Annotated in this window: 16 protein-coding genes and 2 riboswitches; all 16 genes read left to right on the top strand. The window is 40.8% G+C overall.

Annotated features, from left to right (window positions below; all coding sequences use genetic code 11):
- The first annotated feature begins 135 nt into the window (after positions 1–135).
- Positions 136–244, top strand: a riboswitch (TPP riboswitch).
- A 307-nt stretch (positions 245–551) separates the two neighbouring features.
- The 16 genes from thiM (at position 552) to purD (ending at position 16,112) form a co-directional block, all read left to right on the top strand.
- The gene (gene thiM, locus IPU53_RS24375) at positions 552–1,301 is read left to right on the top strand and encodes a hydroxyethylthiazole kinase (RefSeq protein ID WP_207454086.1); all 750 of its coding nucleotides are present in this window, start codon (positions 552–554) and stop codon (positions 1,299–1,301) included.
- Positions 1,302–1,329: 28 nt separating this feature from the next.
- The gene (gene thiD, locus IPU53_RS24370) at positions 1,330–2,160 is read left to right on the top strand and encodes a bifunctional hydroxymethylpyrimidine kinase/phosphomethylpyrimidine kinase (RefSeq protein WP_207454084.1); all 831 of its coding nucleotides are present in this window, start codon (positions 1,330–1,332) and stop codon (positions 2,158–2,160) included.
- Positions 2,153–2,824, top strand: a complete 672-nt coding sequence (thiE, locus tag IPU53_RS24365) for a thiamine phosphate synthase (protein WP_278253335.1) — start codon at positions 2,153–2,155, stop codon at positions 2,822–2,824. Before thiD ends, thiE begins: the two co-directional genes overlap by 8 nt.
- Positions 2,811–3,308 (top strand): energy coupling factor transporter S component ThiW, encoded by a 498-nt coding sequence (thiW, locus tag IPU53_RS24360; RefSeq protein WP_207454079.1) that lies wholly within the window; start codon positions 2,811–2,813, stop codon positions 3,306–3,308. Before thiE ends, thiW begins: the two co-directional genes overlap by 14 nt.
- A 249-nt stretch (positions 3,309–3,557) precedes the next feature.
- A complete protein-coding gene (locus tag IPU53_RS24355; RefSeq protein WP_207454071.1) occupies positions 3,558–4,100 on the top strand; it encodes a DUF2179 domain-containing protein in 543 nt (180 codons plus the stop codon).
- On the top strand, positions 4,097–4,285 hold the full coding sequence (locus IPU53_RS24350) for an NETI motif-containing protein (protein WP_207454069.1): 189 nt from the start codon (positions 4,097–4,099) through the stop codon (positions 4,283–4,285). Before IPU53_RS24355 ends, IPU53_RS24350 begins: the two co-directional genes overlap by 4 nt.
- Before the next feature lie 284 nt (positions 4,286–4,569).
- A riboswitch (purine riboswitch) is annotated at positions 4,570–4,670 on the top strand.
- 170 nt (positions 4,671–4,840) lie between these two features.
- Complete coding sequence (gene purE / locus IPU53_RS24345; RefSeq protein ID WP_207454067.1) at positions 4,841–5,329, top strand: 5-(carboxyamino)imidazole ribonucleotide mutase; 489 nt, start codon at positions 4,841–4,843, stop codon at positions 5,327–5,329.
- Positions 5,322–6,458: a 5-(carboxyamino)imidazole ribonucleotide synthase gene (purK, locus tag IPU53_RS24340; protein WP_207454065.1), complete on the top strand. Its 1,137-nt coding sequence runs from the start codon at positions 5,322–5,324 to the stop codon at positions 6,456–6,458. The genes purE and purK overlap by 8 nt, the downstream gene beginning before the upstream one ends.
- Before the next feature lie 118 nt (positions 6,459–6,576).
- Positions 6,577–6,834, top strand: a complete 258-nt coding sequence (purS, locus tag IPU53_RS24335) for a phosphoribosylformylglycinamidine synthase subunit PurS (protein ID WP_207454063.1) — start codon at positions 6,577–6,579, stop codon at positions 6,832–6,834.
- Entirely contained in the window at positions 6,831–7,511 is a 681-nt protein-coding gene (gene purQ / locus IPU53_RS24330) for a phosphoribosylformylglycinamidine synthase subunit PurQ (RefSeq protein ID WP_207454053.1), read from the top strand. Before purS ends, purQ begins: the two co-directional genes overlap by 4 nt.
- Positions 7,501–9,723 (top strand): phosphoribosylformylglycinamidine synthase subunit PurL, encoded by a 2,223-nt coding sequence (gene purL, locus IPU53_RS24325; RefSeq protein ID WP_207454051.1) that lies wholly within the window; start codon positions 7,501–7,503, stop codon positions 9,721–9,723. The genes purQ and purL overlap by 11 nt, the downstream gene beginning before the upstream one ends.
- The gene (gene purF / locus IPU53_RS24320; RefSeq protein WP_207454049.1) at positions 9,699–11,123 is read left to right on the top strand and encodes an amidophosphoribosyltransferase; all 1,425 of its coding nucleotides are present in this window, start codon (positions 9,699–9,701) and stop codon (positions 11,121–11,123) included. Before purL ends, purF begins: the two co-directional genes overlap by 25 nt.
- Before the next feature lie 29 nt (positions 11,124–11,152).
- A complete protein-coding gene (purM, locus tag IPU53_RS24315) occupies positions 11,153–12,193 on the top strand; it encodes a phosphoribosylformylglycinamidine cyclo-ligase (RefSeq protein WP_207454047.1) in 1,041 nt (346 codons plus the stop codon).
- Positions 12,193–12,762, top strand: a complete 570-nt coding sequence (gene purN / locus IPU53_RS24310) for a phosphoribosylglycinamide formyltransferase (RefSeq protein ID WP_207454088.1) — start codon at positions 12,193–12,195, stop codon at positions 12,760–12,762. The genes purM and purN overlap by 1 nt, the downstream gene beginning before the upstream one ends.
- A 14-nt stretch (positions 12,763–12,776) precedes the next feature.
- The gene (purH, locus tag IPU53_RS24305; RefSeq protein WP_207454045.1) at positions 12,777–14,309 is read left to right on the top strand and encodes a bifunctional phosphoribosylaminoimidazolecarboxamide formyltransferase/IMP cyclohydrolase; all 1,533 of its coding nucleotides are present in this window, start codon (positions 12,777–12,779) and stop codon (positions 14,307–14,309) included.
- 528 nt (positions 14,310–14,837) lie between these two features.
- Entirely contained in the window at positions 14,838–16,112 is a 1,275-nt protein-coding gene (gene purD / locus IPU53_RS24300) for a phosphoribosylamine--glycine ligase (protein WP_207454044.1), read from the top strand.
- Positions 16,113–16,258 lie beyond the last annotated feature (146 nt).

Genomic DNA, 16,258 nt, shown 5'->3' with positions numbered 1-16,258 from the left:
TACATCTTCGTGAAGAAGGTGTATTTTTTTGTGATAGTTAAATACCGATTCTAGGGATGAAAAACGTGAAGAAAAAATGAAAACTTGCAGCATTTTCTGAATATGATATAGTATAGTTGAAAATAAAATACCGTTTACTACCACTAGGGGAGTCTTAAGGAGACTGAGACACATGCAATTAAGGTGTGGACCCTTGGAACCTGATCTGGTTGGTACCAGCGTAGGGAAGTGGGGCCTGCTTTTTTTGTATACTTTTATAAAAGCAATCCGCTTCCTTATTTATTTCAGGGAGCGGATTTTTTTATTTATCTATTGTGATTGTCCGTAAGCTTCCTACTACAAGGAGATGAGGAGTCAAGTAAGTCTGAGTGAGGGGACAACGGATGCTAACACCCCATAAGTCTTGTTACTTCAGTGGGGAAGTGCTACGTAGACTAAGATCACCACGTCTGCATGTTTTTATTTGCATGTAACTACATCCTGTAGGCTTAATCCCCGTTGATAGTAAGTGAGGCTATCATAATACTTTTTTAGGTGAGGAGGGAGAAAGGATGGAGGAATATTCTTTTCTTCATAAGGTGAGGACAGAAACACCTTTAATTCATTGTATTACCAATATTGTCGTGGCTAATTTTCAAGCGAATGGTTTATTAGCTTTAGGCGCTTCCCCTGTTATGGCGGATGCAGTAGAAGAGGTAGCTGAAATAGCTGCAGCTGCAGATTGCACGGTCTTGAATATAGGCACTTTAAAAAAAGGCACAATTGAGGCAATGATATTAGCGGGAAAGAGTGCTAATCAGAATGGAGTTCCTGTTGTACTTGATCCAGTTGGTGCAGGAGCGACTGGATTTCGAAAGGAAATGGTATTTCGCATTTTAAATGAGGTAAATATTTCACTGATCCGTTGTAATGCCGGAGAATTAGCTACCATTGCTGGGATCGAATGGCATGCACGTGGTGTGGATGCTGGTGAAGGAGAGAGTGATTTTCGCATGCTTGCTAAGGAAACAGCCCAACGTTTTGATTGTACCGTGGCTGTCACAGGCGCAGTTGATATTATGAGTGATGGGAAAAAGGTAAGTGAGATTGCTGGTGGCCATTCACTCATGACGAAAATAACGGGGACCGGTTGTTTATTAAGTGCGGTCGTTGGTGCTTTTCTGGCAGTAAGTGCTGGAAAACATTTTGATGCGGCTTTTGAAGCTTTACATTTTTATAAAAAAGCTGGGGAAAAAGCTGCGCAAAAGTCCCAGCAACCAGGTCATTTTGCTGTTCACTTTTTAGATGAGCTCTATTCATAATCTAGTAATCTTGAAGGGGGAGAATCATATGACGTATGTAGCATTAACGATTGCCGGATCGGATAGTGGTGGAGGAGCAGGGATTCAGGCTGATCTGAAGACTTTTCAAGAATTGGGAGTGTTTGGTACTTCTGCTTTGACGGCTGTTACTGCTCAAAATACGCTTGGTGTTCACGGGGTATATCCGATGAATGCAAACGAGGTCAAAAAGCAAATTTGTGCAGTCATGGATGATTTTCCAGTAACCGCTGTAAAAACTGGCATGCTATTCTCGGCAGAAATTATTCATGAGGTTGTTAATACATTGCAGTTTTATCAAGTACGGAATTTAATCATTGATCCAGTCATGATTGCCAAAGGGGGTACTTCATTATTGCAAAATGAAGCGGTAGAAGCTTTAAAGGAAGTACTCTTGCCTATGGCTTCTATTATTACTCCCAATATCCCTGAAGCTGAGTTGCTAACAGGAATAAAAGTTGTGACAGCAATAGATATTGAAAAGGCAGCTGAAGTTTTATTGGAGGCTGGAGCATACTCTGTGGTAATGAAGGGGGGACATCTTGATAATAAAGAATATGCTGAAGATTTATTTATGTCTTCATGTGGAAAAAAGTTTCGATTGCGTTCTGAGCGTATTCATACAAAAGATACGCATGGAACAGGTTGTACGTTTTCAGCAGCGATTGCAGCATTCGTAGCAAAGGGAATGAATTTAGAAGAAGCGGTCATGGAGGCAAAAGAGTATATCCATCTCGCTATTAAAGAAGGTTTACATTTAGGAAAGGGACATGGACCAACAAATCATTGGGCATACCGATCCTACAAAGAAGCGACAAAGGAAGTGGTCTTGCTTGATTAAAAATAATTTGCGCTTGTACTTCATAATGGGAAGTGTGAATGCGCAGTGTGCCCCATTTGAAGTATTAGAATTGGCTTTACAAGGTGGTATTACCTGTTTTCAGTTGAGAGAAAAAGGTGTTTCCTCATTACAAGGGCGGGATAAATATCTATTCGCTGAAAAATGTATGAAGCTATGTAAAAAGTATAATGTGCCTTTTATTATAAATGATGATGTGGATTTAGCGATAGCTCTTCAAGCAGATGGGGTCCATATAGGTCAGGAGGATGAAACTGCCTCGTTGGCACGCGAAAAAATAGGCAAAGATAAAATCTTAGGTGTTTCCGTACATACTATAGAGGAAGCTGCGTTAGCTCAAAAAGCGGGTGCAGATTATGTAGGGATCGGACCTGTTTATGCGACTTCAACCAAAGAGGATGCAAGAATTCCAGCTGGAACTACAATGATTAAACAGGTTGCATCTCAGTATCCTAATCTGCCAATAGTAGGAATTGGCGGTCTTACAGAGAAGAACCTAGTACCTGTGTTAAAGGCTGGAGGGTCTGGTGTTGCTCTAATATCAGCGATTGCTTCATCACAAAATCCACGGAGTCAGGCAAAAGTTTTACGGGAAAAGATTGAGGAAATCTTAAAAAAGGAGAGAACTCCAAGTGAACACCCGTAAAATGATTATTATGGCAATGTTTGTAGCAATTGCTGTTGCTGGGTCTAGCTTTATCTCTTTTCCTGCGGGAATTGCACGAGCTTATCCGATCCAACATGCTGTTAATGTTGTGGCTGCTGTTACCCTTGGACCAGTAGGTGCTATCATCATTGCCATGTTAACTGCGCTGATCCGTATCTTAACAGGGACAGGTTCTCTACTAGCATTTCCTGGAGGGATGATTGGTGCATGCATAGCTGGTGTATTATTTAAACGCTTTGGGAAAGTTTGGTTATCCGGGCTGGGGGAACTGATTGGATCGGGGCTGATTGCTTCTCTTATCGCAGTTCCCTATGCAAAAGTATTGATGGGAACTACAATAACGGCTTTCTTTTTCTTTCCTTCGTTTTTTGTCTCTAGTGCAAGTGGTATGCTGATTGGTATCATATTGGCTACACGCTTGCGAAGAGCTGGTGTGCTGAATCGAATCAATCAAATCTCTTAGTAATAATGAAATCCTATACCTAATAAAGATATTAGGATAGGATTTTCTTTATGGTTTAATAGATGATAAAGTAAAAACGCCTTTCTTTGCCTCAAAACATTTGCTTGTCGAAGGTGGCGGGCGCCTTGCACTTTTCTTGATTTTTATGCTCAAATAAGAATGGATGTCTTTTGTAAGGGGTACATGTATAGAGATAGGATCGTGGAATTACAATGTTCTAATAAGAGCAAATCTAGATGGAGGGTATTTATGCTGCAAAATAGTCTTATTATGGTTGTTATTATTTTGGTCATTAATATTGTATATGTTTCCTTTTTTACGATTCGGATGATTATGACGTTAAAAGGGTATCGCTATATGGCCGCATTAATTAGTATGGTCGAAATTGTGATTTATGTTGTGGGTCTAGGTCTTGTTTTGGATAATCTAAACCAAATTCAGAACGTAATAGCCTATGCGGTTGGCTATGGGATTGGAGTAATAGTTGGAACTAAAATAGAAGAAAAAATGGCGCTTGGTTATATTACGGTCAATGTTATCACAAAAGAATATGACCGAGATCTGCCTAAACAATTACGGGGAGCAGGTTATGGTGTGACAAGTTGGGCAGCTCAAGGACTAGAAGGAGACCGAATGGCACTTCAAGTATTAACACCACGTAAAATGGAATTAAAACTATATCAAACCATTAAAGAGCTTGATCCAAAGGCCTTTATCATTGCCTATGAACCGAAAACTATTTATGGTGGATTTTGGGTAAAAGCAGTAAAGAAAGGTAGATTGCAACGATGAAAAAAGATTTTGAAGTAATAGACAATGAGAGTATTGAAGAGTGTTTAAAAAGAATGGAAAAAGAAGGCTACAATCCGATTAAACGAAGCGAAAAACCAATCTTTAAAGAAGAAAAACGAAATGGAAAAGTTGAATACATCCCGGTTTCAAGAAAAATCGTTTTCAAAGGAGTGAAGAATGAGTAAAACACGAACAATGCATGAAGGTGTTTATAAAATGTTCGATTTTTAATTGACATTCTCTTCCTAGGTTTGGTAAGATTAACGTAAGAGCAAAGGTGACGTAATGGGATAACAACTAAATTAGACTCAAGCCGCGATGTCCTGTCGCTACTGTACATCGCAATGCTGTACCGACTAACATCTTGTTGGCTTATCGTAGGAAAAAAGTTGAAAGTTTTGCTAGTCGCTGAAGCTGGATGTTGAAACATTAAGTTAGAACTTATCTACAAGCTAGAATTCTATAAAATCCTAAGCAACAAGCAAGGCCTCATATATAATGGGGATATGGCCCATACGTTTCTACCTGATCACCGTAAATGATCAGACTATGAGGAAGTGGAACTTTGGGAGCTTATACATATTTTTTACTCCTGGATAGTCTGCTTTCTGTCATAGAATGCAGACTGTCCTTTTTGTGTTTTGAAAAAGTTGGTTAGTGCTAAGTGTTTACCAACTAGGTAGCATCACTAAGTGCTAGTAATACAGTATAATCCTTTAGAAAACGATGGAGGGATCAACATGGATGTGGAAATTGGGATAGTGATGGGGAGTACATCTGATTGGGAAACGATGAGACATGCATGTGCTGTATTGGATGAGTTAGCCATTCCCTATGAAAAGAAAGTTGTTTCTGCACATAGGACACCTGACTATATGTTTGAATACGCGGAAACGGCGATTGATAGAGGGCTAAAGGTGTTGATTGCTGGTGCAGGTGGGGCAGCTCATCTGCCAGGTATGCTTGCAGCTAAAACGGTATTACCAGTTATTGGCGTGCCAATAGAATCAAAAGCTTTAAAAGGAATGGATTCTCTATTATCAATTGTACAAATGCCTGGTGGTGTTCCTGTTGCTACAGTTGCTATTGGGAAAGCAGGAGCGACAAATGCCGGTCTGCTAGCCGCACAAATATTAGGGGCGGAATGTGAACAAATCCAAAGGCGTCTGATTGAAAGAAGAGAGACTTTAAAAGAAAAAGTTTTAGAAAGCAGTGATCAGCTTGTCTAGTACATTTATTAAACCAGGGCAAACGATTGGAATTATTGGTGGAGGCCAATTAGGAAGAATGATGACCTTAGCAGCGAAGGAGGCTGGTTTTAAGGTGATTGTCCTTGAGCCTTCCTCACAATCTCCTGCCGGTCAGGTTGCAGATAAGGAAATTGTTGCAGCTTATCATGATCGTGATGCCTTAGACCTACTGGCACAAAACAGCGATGTGATTACATATGAATTTGAAAATATCGATTACGAGTCTCTAAAATGGTTATCTCAAAAAGCTTATATTCCGCAAGGGGCCGATTTAATTAGAATTACTCAAGATCGAATCTTAGAAAAACAAGCGCTAACAAAAGCAGGTGTTGAAGTTGCTCCTTATCATGTTATTCGGAAGAAGGAGGATCTTGAACAAGGCATTCAGATTATAGGTTATCCTGCCATTTTAAAAACAACGCGTGGTGGCTATGACGGAAAAGGCCAATTCGTGATAAAAAAACGCGAAGAAATAGAAGAAGCAGTCGAGATGCTAGAACAAGGACCGTGTGTGTTGGAAGCATGGATTCCCTTTGAAAAAGAAATTTCGGTTGTAATGACAAAGGGAGTAGCGAATGAGCTGGCCTGTTTTCCAGTAGGAGAGAATCTCCATATTCAAAATATTCTCCATAAAACTACTGTACCAGCAGGAATTTCTGTAGAGATTGAGCAAAAGGTTCATCAAATTGCGAGCCAGATCGCCGACTATCTAGATTTAGTTGGGACATTAGCTGTTGAGTTATTTTTAACGAAAAGCCAAGAAATCTATGTAAATGAATTGGCGCCAAGACCGCATAATTCCGGACATTATACAATTGAAGCCTGCAATATTTCACAATTTGGTCAGCATATAAGAGCGATTTGTGGTTGGCCTCTACAAGAAATACAATTGTTGCGTCCAGCGGTTATGATCAACATTTTAGGCCAACATGTCCATTCTGTTATAGAAGAAATCCCTCGAAAACCAAATTGGTCCATTCATCTTTATGGAAAAGATCAAGCTAAACAAAACCGTAAGATGGGTCATATAACAGTGTTAACGGAGAATATTGTAGAAACAACACAAGAGTTAAAATCGACAAACATTTGGCTAGAAACGAATGAGTAACAAGTTCTACTACAAACAAGCAGAAAAATAATTTATCGCTAACAAATAAATTGAACATCTATTGATCGTTACTAAAAAATAGATTCATATTCTTCCAAATATAAAGGAGAGAAATAACATGACATATAAAGTAAAGGTATTTGTTACGCTAAAAGAAAGTGTGATCGATCCCCAAGGATCTGCAGCAACAAAGGCATTGCAAAAATCAGGTTATCCTACAGTAAAAGAAGTGAGAGTGGGCAAATTAATTGAGTTGCAAGTAGAAGAAACAGAGGGAGCTCTTTCTACAACGATAGATGAGATTTGTAAAAATCTCCTTGTGAATCTAGAAGTAGAAGAGTATAGTTTTGAAATCGAAGAGGGGGCAGCTCAGTGAAGGTTGCGATCATTGTTTTTCCAGGAACAAGCTGTGGAGATGAGATTTATACTATCTGTTCTAATCAATTAAAACTAGAAGCAGATTTCATTCATGATGATGAGACGAATTTAGATGAGTATGACGCCATATTCCTTCCAGGAGGAGCTTCCTATGGAGATGCCATTCGCCCGGGAGCAATTGCTGCCTTACAGCCTGTGATCAGTGCGATAAGGAAAGCAGCAGATGCGGGAAAACTAGTATTTGGGATTGGAAATGGTTTTCAAATCCTTACAGAAGCTAGGATACTACCAGGTACTTTACTAAAAAATGATCGATTGAAATTTAAATGTTCACCTATGAAACTAGTTGTTCAGAATAATGATACGTTATGGACCAAGAACTATGAACAGAATGAAAAGATTTCAGTTCCAATTGCTCATGGATATGGCCGTTATCATTGTGATCCCGAAACATTACAAATATTAAAAGACAACTGCCAGATCGTATTTACTTACGCGGATGAAAATCCAGATGGTAGCACAGAATCAATTGCAGGTATCTCCAACCAAGCGGGTAATGTTGTTGGCATGATGCCCCATCCTGAACGAGCGGTAGAGGAAATTTTAGGAAGTATAGATGGAATCAAACTTTTTCAATCGATAGCAAGAGATGGGAGGCAGTTATATGACGCATGAACCAACACCAACACAAATTAAGGGAAACAAAATTTATCGTGAAATGGGTATGACCGATGAAGAGTTTGCTCTAGCTGAAAAGATGCTAGGGAGAACGCCGAATTATACAGAGACAGGCTTGTTTTCTGTTATGTGGTCAGAACATTGTAGCTATAAAAATTCAAAAGCCATTTTAAAAACATTCCCAACAGAAGGACCTCAAGTGTTACAGGGACCTGGAGAAGGCGCTGGGATTGTAGATATTGGTGACAATCAAGCTGTTGTATTTAAAATTGAAAGTCATAACTCACCTTCTGCGATTGAACCTTATGAAGGTGCGGCAACAGGTGTTGGCGGCATTATCCGTGACGTATTTTCAATGGGGGCCAAGCCGATTGCGTCTTTAAATTCTTTAAGATTTGGAGAGTTGGATTCACCAAGAGTCCGGTACTTACTAGAAAAAGCAGTTGAAGGGATTGGCGATTATGGGAATAAGCTTGGAGTTCCTACTGTTGGAGGAGAAATCCAATTCGATTCTGCTTATGAAGCAAACCCACTTGTGAATGCGATGGTCGTTGGCTTAATTGATCATCAAGATATGCAGAAAGGGCAAGCAAAGGGTGTCGGAAATACTGTGATGTATGCTGGATCTCCAACGGGACGTGACGGCATTCATGGGGCGACTTTTTCCTCTTCTGAATTAGCGGAGGAAGCAGATGAGCAGGAACGGGCAGCTGTTCAAGCTGGTGATCCATTTACAGAAAAACTGCTGATGGATGCTTGCTTAGAATTGGTGAAATCCGATGCTTTAATCGGCATTCAGGATATGGGAGCCGCCGGACTTACAAGCTCTGCAGCAGAAATGGCTAGTAAAGCGGGATCAGGTTTGGAAATGAACTTAGACCTTATCCCACAAAGAGAAGCTGATATGACACCATATGAAATGATGTTATCTGAGTCACAAGAACGGATGCTTCTTGTTGTTAAAAAAGGCAGAGAACAAGAAGTGATTGATCTATTTTCTCGCTATGACTTGGAAGCCGTAGCTTGCGGAGTGGTAACAGATGATCAAATCCTTCGTTTGCTACATAAAGGAGAAGTTGTTGCAGAGGTTCCAGCAGATGCTTTGGCGGAAGATGCTCCTGTATATCATAAACCATCTAAGGAACCCGGCTATTTTCAGGAATTCCAAGCAATGGCTTCTGAGATTCCTGAAGTATCTGATTATACTGACACGCTTAAAAAATTATTACAACAACCAACAATTGCAAGTAAGGAATGGGTTTACAGTCAGTTTGATCAACAAGTGGGTAATCAAACGATTGTCAAGCCAGGATCGGATGCCGCTGTTGTGAGAATTAAAGATACCCAAAAGGCGATTGCAATTACAACTGATTGTAATGCTCGGTATATTTATTTGGATCCGGAAACAGGTGGGAAAATTGCTGTGGCAGAAGCGGCAAGAAATGTGGTTTGTTCCGGGGCTGAACCTCTGGCAATTACAGATGGTTTGAACTTTGGTAGCCCTGAAAAACCAGAAATTTTTTGGCAACTTGAAAAGTCAGCGGCAGGAATTCGTGAGGCTTGCTTGGCTTTAGAAAGTCCAGTGATTAGTGGGAATGTGTCCTTGTTTAATGAAAAAGGTGGCAAAGCCATTTATCCAACACCCATAATCGGAATGGTTGGATTGATTAAAGATCTAGCTCATATTACAACACAAAGCTTTCAAGCTGCTGGTGATCTGATTTATATGATCGGTGAGACAAAAGAAGAGTTCGGTGGAAGCGAGTTACAAAAGTTGGTGCATGGAGAATTTTTCGGGAAATCCCCAGAAATCGACCTACTCGTTGAAGTAAAAAGACAAAAGCAATTATTAGAGGCGATTCGCAGTGGCAAAGTTGCTTCTGCCCATGATATTTCAGAAGGGGGAGCAGCGGTTGCAATAGCTGAATCTATCTTTGGAACGGATTTAGGGGTAGAAGTGGAATTATCAGGTGATCCTGTTGCAGCGCTCTTCTCGGAAACACAGTCTCGTTTCATTGTCTCTGTAAAAGCAAAAGATCAAGCAGCCTTTGAAGAGATTGTTGAAGATGCGAAGCAGATCGGAATAGTTATCGAGAGATCTGAACTAGTTATAAAAAATGATCGTCAATCACTGATTCAAACGGAAGTAAAAAAATTGGAAGATGCCTGGAGAGGAGCTATTCCATGTTTGCTGACATCAAAGGATTAAACGAAGAATGTGGTGTTTTTGGAATCTGGAGACATCCGGACGCTGTCCAAATTACGTATTATGGACTACACAGTCTTCAGCATCGAGGACAAGAAGGTGCAGGAATTGTTGCGACAGATGGAAGCAGTTTAAAAGGGATTCGTGGTGAAGGCTTGGTAAATGATGTTTTTAATAAATCGAACCTTGCCAGTTTACCAGGTGAAAATGCGATCGGCCATGTGAAATATGGGGGAGCAGATAAGGGGGGATTGGAAAACGTCCAACCGCTTCTCTTCCATTCCTCCAGTGGAAGTCTGGCATTAGCGCAAAATGGAAACTTGATTAATGCACTGGATTTAAAACATCAACTAGAGATGCAAGGGAGTATTTTTCAATCGACTTCAGATACAGAAGTACTTGCCCATTTAATTAAACGCAGTGGCTATTTAGCAATGAAAGATAAGGTAAAGAATGCTCTTTCCATGGTGAAAGGCGCTTATGCGCTTATTCTTTTAACAGAAAATGAGTTGATTATTGCCCAAGATCCAAATGGACTACGACCATTATCGATTGGAAAAGTTGGAGATTCTTACTGTGTATCATCAGAAACATGTGCCTTTGATTTAATTGGAGCGGAATTTGTTCGTGATGTAGAGCCAGGGGAATTGATTATTATTAATGATGATGGGTTACATAGTGAACCTTTTGCCTTATCTACTTCACGTGCCATGTGTTCAATGGAATATGTATATTTCTCAAGGCCTGACAGTGATATCCAAGGGATGAATATTCATACAGCAAGAAAGAAGCTCGGAAAAGTTTTAGCCAAAGAAGTAAATGTTTCCGCTGATGTCGTGACAGGTGTCCCTGATTCTAGTATTTCCGCTGCGATTGGTTTTGCTGAATCGATGGGCATTCCCTACGAAATGGGCTTGATTAAAAACCGTTATGTTGGTAGAACGTTTATTAAGCCTTCTCAAGAACTTCGAGAACAGGGCGTAAAGATGAAGCTTTCTCCTGTTCGAAAAGTGGTTGAAGGAAAACGCGTGATTATGGTCGATGATTCAATTGTTCGTGGGACAACGAGCAAACGGATTGTGAAAATGTTAAAAGAGGCCGGTGCAACCGAAGTTCATGTATGTATTAGTTCTCCTCCGATGAGACATCCTTGTTTTTATGGGATTGATGTATCGTCACATGAGGAATTAATGGCCTCTACTCATAGTGTTGATGAAATGTGTGACATCATTGGGGCTGACTCCTTAACATTTTTAAGTGTTGAGGGGATGTTGGAAGCGATTGGCCGAAAGGAATATGGAAAGAATTGTGGGCAGTGCGCCGCATGTTTTACTGGGGAATATCCAACGGAAATATACCCAGATACACTATTACCTTATGAAAAAGAAATGAGTCGATCTTGAAGAGAAAATAATATGAGGGGGCACATGATATGACAAATGCCTACCAGCAAGCCGGAGTAGATATTGAAGCCGGATATGAAGCGGTTGAAAGAATGAAAAAGCATGTTCAAAGGACAAACCGATTAGGTGTGCTCGGCCAATTGGGTGGTTTTGGTGGTGTGTTTGATTTATCGCAGTTGCATTTGCAAGAGCCAATATTAGTATCAGGTACAGATGGGGTTGGCACAAAATTAAAACTGGCGTTTATGATGGAGCGGCACGATACAATTGGGATTGATTGTGTTGCGATGTGTGTGAATGATATCGTAGTACAAGGAGCAGAGCCTCTTTATTTTCTTGATTATCTTGCTGTCGGAAAAAACATCCCAGAAAAGATTGAACAAATTGTCAGTGGTATTGCCAATGGTTGTGAGCAAGCTGGCTGTGCTATAATTGGCGGGGAAACAGCCGAAATGCCGGGACTATATGAAGATAATGAATACGATTTAGCGGGATTTGCTGTTGGAGCATGTGAGAAAACACAGTATATTACAGGAGAAACGATTCAAGAGGGGGATGTGTTAATTGGATTAGCATCCAGTGGCATCCATAGCAATGGCTATTCTCTTGTGAGGAAAATATTCTTTGACCAACATGCATTGTCATTACAGGCAAAGCTACCTGAGTTATCCCGTCCTTTAGGGGAAGAGCTACTGACTCCGACCCGTATCTATGTGCAGTCTGTTTTAACTACCTTACAGCAGCTAGATATTAAGGGGATGTCTCATATTACGGGCGGGGGCTTTGTTGAAAATATCCCGCGCATGCTTCCAGAAGGGTTAGGAGCCGTTATTCACAACGGATCATGGCCAGTATTACCTATTTTTCATGCTTTGGAAAAATACGGTGAGCTAGAGCAAAAGGAAATGTTTAATATTTTTAATATGGGAATCGGATTTGTCATTGCCGTGAGTGCGAAAGATGCAGAGCAAGCAATAAAAGCCTTTGTGGAGCAGGGGGAAAAGGCGTATAAAATTGGTGTGGTTACAGAGGAAACAGGCATTCAATTTGTTGACAGGGAGAGGAAATGATGAAGAGAATCGCCATCTTCGCCTCAGGAACAGGTAGTAACTTTCAAGCGATTATCGAAGCTGTACGAAAGGGAAATCTCCATGCAACGATTGCCTTATTAATTTGTGATAAGCCGGAAGCGCCAGTGGTAGAGAAGGCGAAAAAAGCAAGCGTTCCGGTTTTTACGTTTAAGCCGAAAGACTTTGCATCAAAAGCAGTTTTTGAATCAATCATATGTGAACAGCTCCAAGATGCAAAGGTAGATTTTATTATACTTGCGGGTTATATGAGATTAATAGGCCCCACTTTATTACAGGCATATCCGAATAAAATTATTAATCTTCACCCATCCTTACTTCCTGCTTTTCCAGGGAAAGCTGCGATTAAGCAAGCGGTTCAAGCAGGTGTGAAAATAACGGGAATTACAATTCACTATGTAGATGAAGGGATGGATACAGGTCCCATTATCGCTCAAAAGGCTGTGCCTATCGATGATGAGGAAACGCTTTTAGATGTGGAAAGGAAAATTCATCAAGTCGAACATATCTTTTACCCACAAACTTTACAAAAACTGTGTTTGAGAGAATAAGAGGAGGAGTTTAAGTGAAACGAGCTTTGATCAGTGTCTCTGATAAAACAGGAATTGTTGATTTTACAAAAGGACTTGTAGATCTAGGATTCGAAATCTTATCTACTGGCGGAACCAAAAAGGCATTAGAAGAAAACCAAGTTCCTGTTAAAGGTGTAGAGGAGATTACTGGTTTTCCAGAAATTTTAGAAGGAAGAGTAAAGACACTGCACCCGCTTATTCATGGAGGATTGCTAGCGAAAAGAGATTCAGAGGATCATTTGAAACAATTGGCAGCGCAAGGGATCCAGCCGATTGATCTTGTTTGTGTGAATCTCTATCCTTTTCAAAAAACAATTGAAAAGTCCGATGTTACACCGGAAGAAGCGATCGAAAATATTGATATTGGCGGTCCTTCGATGCTAAGAGCAGCTGCTAAAAATCATGCTGATTTAACCGTTGTTGTAGATGCGGCGGACTATGATGAGGTGATTGGAGAATTAAAGGTGAAGGGGGATGTTTCTTCCTTATTTAAGCGTAAATTGGCCGCTAAAGTTTTTCGCCATACGGCCGCTTATGATGCGCTTATTGCAGAGTATATGACAGAACTAGCCGAGGAAGAAGAACCAGAACGTGTCACTTTTACATATGAATTAAAACAAAGCTTACGATATGGAGAAAATCCGCATCAACAGGCCGCTTTTTATCAGCATCCACTAGGATCGAAATTTTCTATTGCCAATGCAACGCAATTACATGGTAAAGAACTATCTTACAATAATATTCGCGATGCAGATGCTGCTTTGCAAATCGTGAAGGAGTTTACGGAGCCAGCAGCAGTGGCTGTGAAGCATATGAATCCATGCGGGATTGGGATTGGAAATTCCATTGCTGCCGCCTTTAAAAAGGCTTATGAGGCAGACTCCACTTCCATTTTTGGCGGAATCATTGCTTTTAATCGTGAGGTGGACCGGGAAACGGCCGCACAATTGCATGAAATATTTTTAGAGATTGTTATTGCTCCTAGCTTTGTACAGGAAGCTTTGGAGGTATTACAAGCGAAAAAGAATATTCGACTTTTAACAATACCTTTTAATGGGACCCATAAAGAAGAAAAAGTTTTAACCTCTGTAGAGGGAGGATTACTTGTTCAAGATCAAGACGCCTTTACATTTGAAGATGGAAATATCTCTATCCCAACAAAAAGAGAGCCAACGGCTGAGGAATTAGCGGATTTGAAACTTGCATGGAAAGTGGTAAAGCATGTCAAATCTAATGCAATTGTTGTTGTTGGGGATAATATGACACTTGGTATTGGGGCAGGGCAAATGAATCGCGTTGGGGCAGCTAAAATTGCGATAGAGCAAGCCGGGGAACGGGCAAAAGGAGCAGTGATGGGTTCTGACGCCTTCTTTCCAATGGGAGATACAGTTGAAGAGGCCGCCAAAGCGGGGATTACAGCAATTATCCAGCCAGGTGGCTCCATTCGCGATGAAGACTCGATCAAAGAAGCTGACAAACACGGAATCGCCATGGTATTCACAGGAATCCGCCACTTTAAACATTAAGTCAAGAAAAGCGCAAGCGCCCGTTTAGCGACGTACAAACTTTTTAGGGTTCTGACGAGATAAAGGAAACACCATGAGCTTGGAAAGCGAATGGATGTTGACTTATCATAGGAAGAAACCGAAAGTTTGCTAGTCGCTGGGCGCTGGAGCTAGATCAAAACACTAGCCAAAATTTTATAATTTCTTATCTTTTAAGAAAAGCGCAAGCGCCCGTTTAGCGATGTACAAACTTTCTTAATAAGGATGAACGGCTAGAATCGCGCCATCCTGGCGGCAGACTCAAACAGCGACGTCCTGTCGCTTCGTCCGCACTAGTACATCCTGTACGTCGCAACGCCGTTCTGACCAACATCCTGTTGGCCTGAGATAAAGGAAACATGAAATGCGAAAGACGGCTGATTAGGAGCAACAAGCAAATGTTCCTGAAACGAAGAAGGGTGAATTCCCCCTTCTGCGATTCAGGGTTATTTGACCTCGAGGGGCTAGGAGCTGGAGCTGGACAAAGAAAAGCGGCAAGGGAGGAGTAATATGAATATTTTAGTTATTGGCAGTGGTGGCAGGGAGCATGCCATTTGTAAAAAGATAAAAGAGAGTAAACTAGTTTCTAAAGTATATTGTGCTCCCGGAAATGGTGGAATTAGTGAAGATGCAATCTTAGTCCCGATTCAAGAGACGGATTTTTCAAGTCTAATTCAATTTGCACAAGAAGAAAAAATCGACCTAACGATTGTAGGACCAGAAGTTCCGTTGGCTGCTGGAATTGTCGATGAATTTGAAGCGGCTGGTTTGAGAATATTTGGGCCGAGAAAAAATGCAGCGATTCTTGAGGGAAGTAAAACTTTTGCTAAGAACCTTATGAAGAAATATAGTATTCCTACTGCTACTTATGAAACTTTCACTTCCTATGAAGCAGCAAAAGCATATGTGCATGAGAATGGCACACCAATTGTTATCAAGGCAGATGGGCTTGCAGCGGGAAAAGGTGTCGTTGTGGCGATGACAGAGGAAGAAGCCAATCAAGCCTTAGAGGAAATGTTAATCAACTCGAAGTTTGGGGAATCATCTGCCAAAGTGGTGATCGAAGAATTTTTAGAGGGAGAAGAATACTCATTAATGGCTTTTGTGAATGGTGAAGCTGTTTATCCGATGGTGATCGCCCAAGATCATAAACGTGCTTTTGACGGTGATCAGGGACCGAACACTGGCGGGATGGGGGCTTATACACCTGTCCCACATATCTCTTCACTAGAAGTGGAAAAAGCAGTTGAGGAAATTCTCCGTCCAACCGCTAAGGCAATGGTTCAAGAAGATCGCCCGTTTACTGGGATTCTATATGCTGGATTAATTCAAACACAAAAAGGGACAAAAGTGATTGAATTTAATACTCGCTTCGGAGATCCTGAAACACAAGTTGTTTTAGAAAGATTGGAAACAGACCTCGTACAGCTTTTACTTGACTTGTTAGATGAAAAAACACCTGAATTGGTGTGGTCAGATACAGCAGTTGCCGGTGTTGTATTAGCAGCAAAAGGCTACCCAGCCGAGTATAAAAAAGGTGTTCCATTGCCAGAACTCGATTTCGCAGGGCCAAATATATCGCTCTATCATGCAGGAACTCTTCTACCTGTAAAAGAAGGGCCGTATTATTCTAATGGCGGGAGATTACTATTGATGACAGCGAAAGCGGACTCCATCTCAGCTGCTGTGAAGCAAGTTTATTCAGAAATGGCAAACATAACGGAAGATGAGTTCTTTTATAGAAAAGACATAGCTGCCAAAGCATTAGCAAAAGTGGATGGGTGATAGCCTATCCGCTTTTTTTATCGTTTAGGAAATTACACTAGCGTTGCATTAAATTTCCAGCCAAAAGTCAAGAGGGAATAACTATGCCAAAATTATGAATAATGGCAATTGTCACTATAAAAGTCCATAAAAAAACCTTATAATTG

The organism is Bacillus sp. SD088, from assembly GCF_017355205.1.
In the GTDB taxonomy this organism is placed as follows: domain Bacteria; phylum Bacillota; class Bacilli; order Bacillales; family Bacillaceae_C; genus Lederbergia.
This window is presented reverse-complemented; position numbering and strand designations above follow the sequence as displayed.

What these genes read in the sequence shown, in the direction of transcription:
- IPU53_RS24355 (WP_207454071.1), top strand. Translation starts at nt 3,558, where the DNA reads ATGCTGCAAAATAGTCTTATTATGGTTGTTATTATTTTGGTCATTAAT.
- purN (WP_207454088.1), top strand. Translation starts at nt 12,193, where the DNA reads ATGAAGAGAATCGCCATCTTCGCCTCAGGAACAGGTAGTAACTTTCAA.
- purE (WP_207454067.1), top strand. Translation starts at nt 4,841, where the DNA reads ATGGATGTGGAAATTGGGATAGTGATGGGGAGTACATCTGATTGGGAA.
- purS (WP_207454063.1), top strand. Translation starts at nt 6,577, where the DNA reads ATGACATATAAAGTAAAGGTATTTGTTACGCTAAAAGAAAGTGTGATC.
- purL (WP_207454051.1), top strand. Translation starts at nt 7,501, where the DNA reads ATGACGCATGAACCAACACCAACACAAATTAAGGGAAACAAAATTTAT.
- purD (WP_207454044.1), top strand. Translation starts at nt 14,838, where the DNA reads ATGAATATTTTAGTTATTGGCAGTGGTGGCAGGGAGCATGCCATTTGT.
- thiM (WP_207454086.1), top strand. Translation starts at nt 552, where the DNA reads ATGGAGGAATATTCTTTTCTTCATAAGGTGAGGACAGAAACACCTTTA.
- purF (WP_207454049.1), top strand. Translation starts at nt 9,699, where the DNA reads ATGTTTGCTGACATCAAAGGATTAAACGAAGAATGTGGTGTTTTTGGA.
- IPU53_RS24350 (WP_207454069.1), top strand. Translation starts at nt 4,097, where the DNA reads ATGAAAAAAGATTTTGAAGTAATAGACAATGAGAGTATTGAAGAGTGT.
- thiD (WP_207454084.1), top strand. Translation starts at nt 1,330, where the DNA reads ATGACGTATGTAGCATTAACGATTGCCGGATCGGATAGTGGTGGAGGA.
- purM (WP_207454047.1), top strand. Translation starts at nt 11,153, where the DNA reads ATGACAAATGCCTACCAGCAAGCCGGAGTAGATATTGAAGCCGGATAT.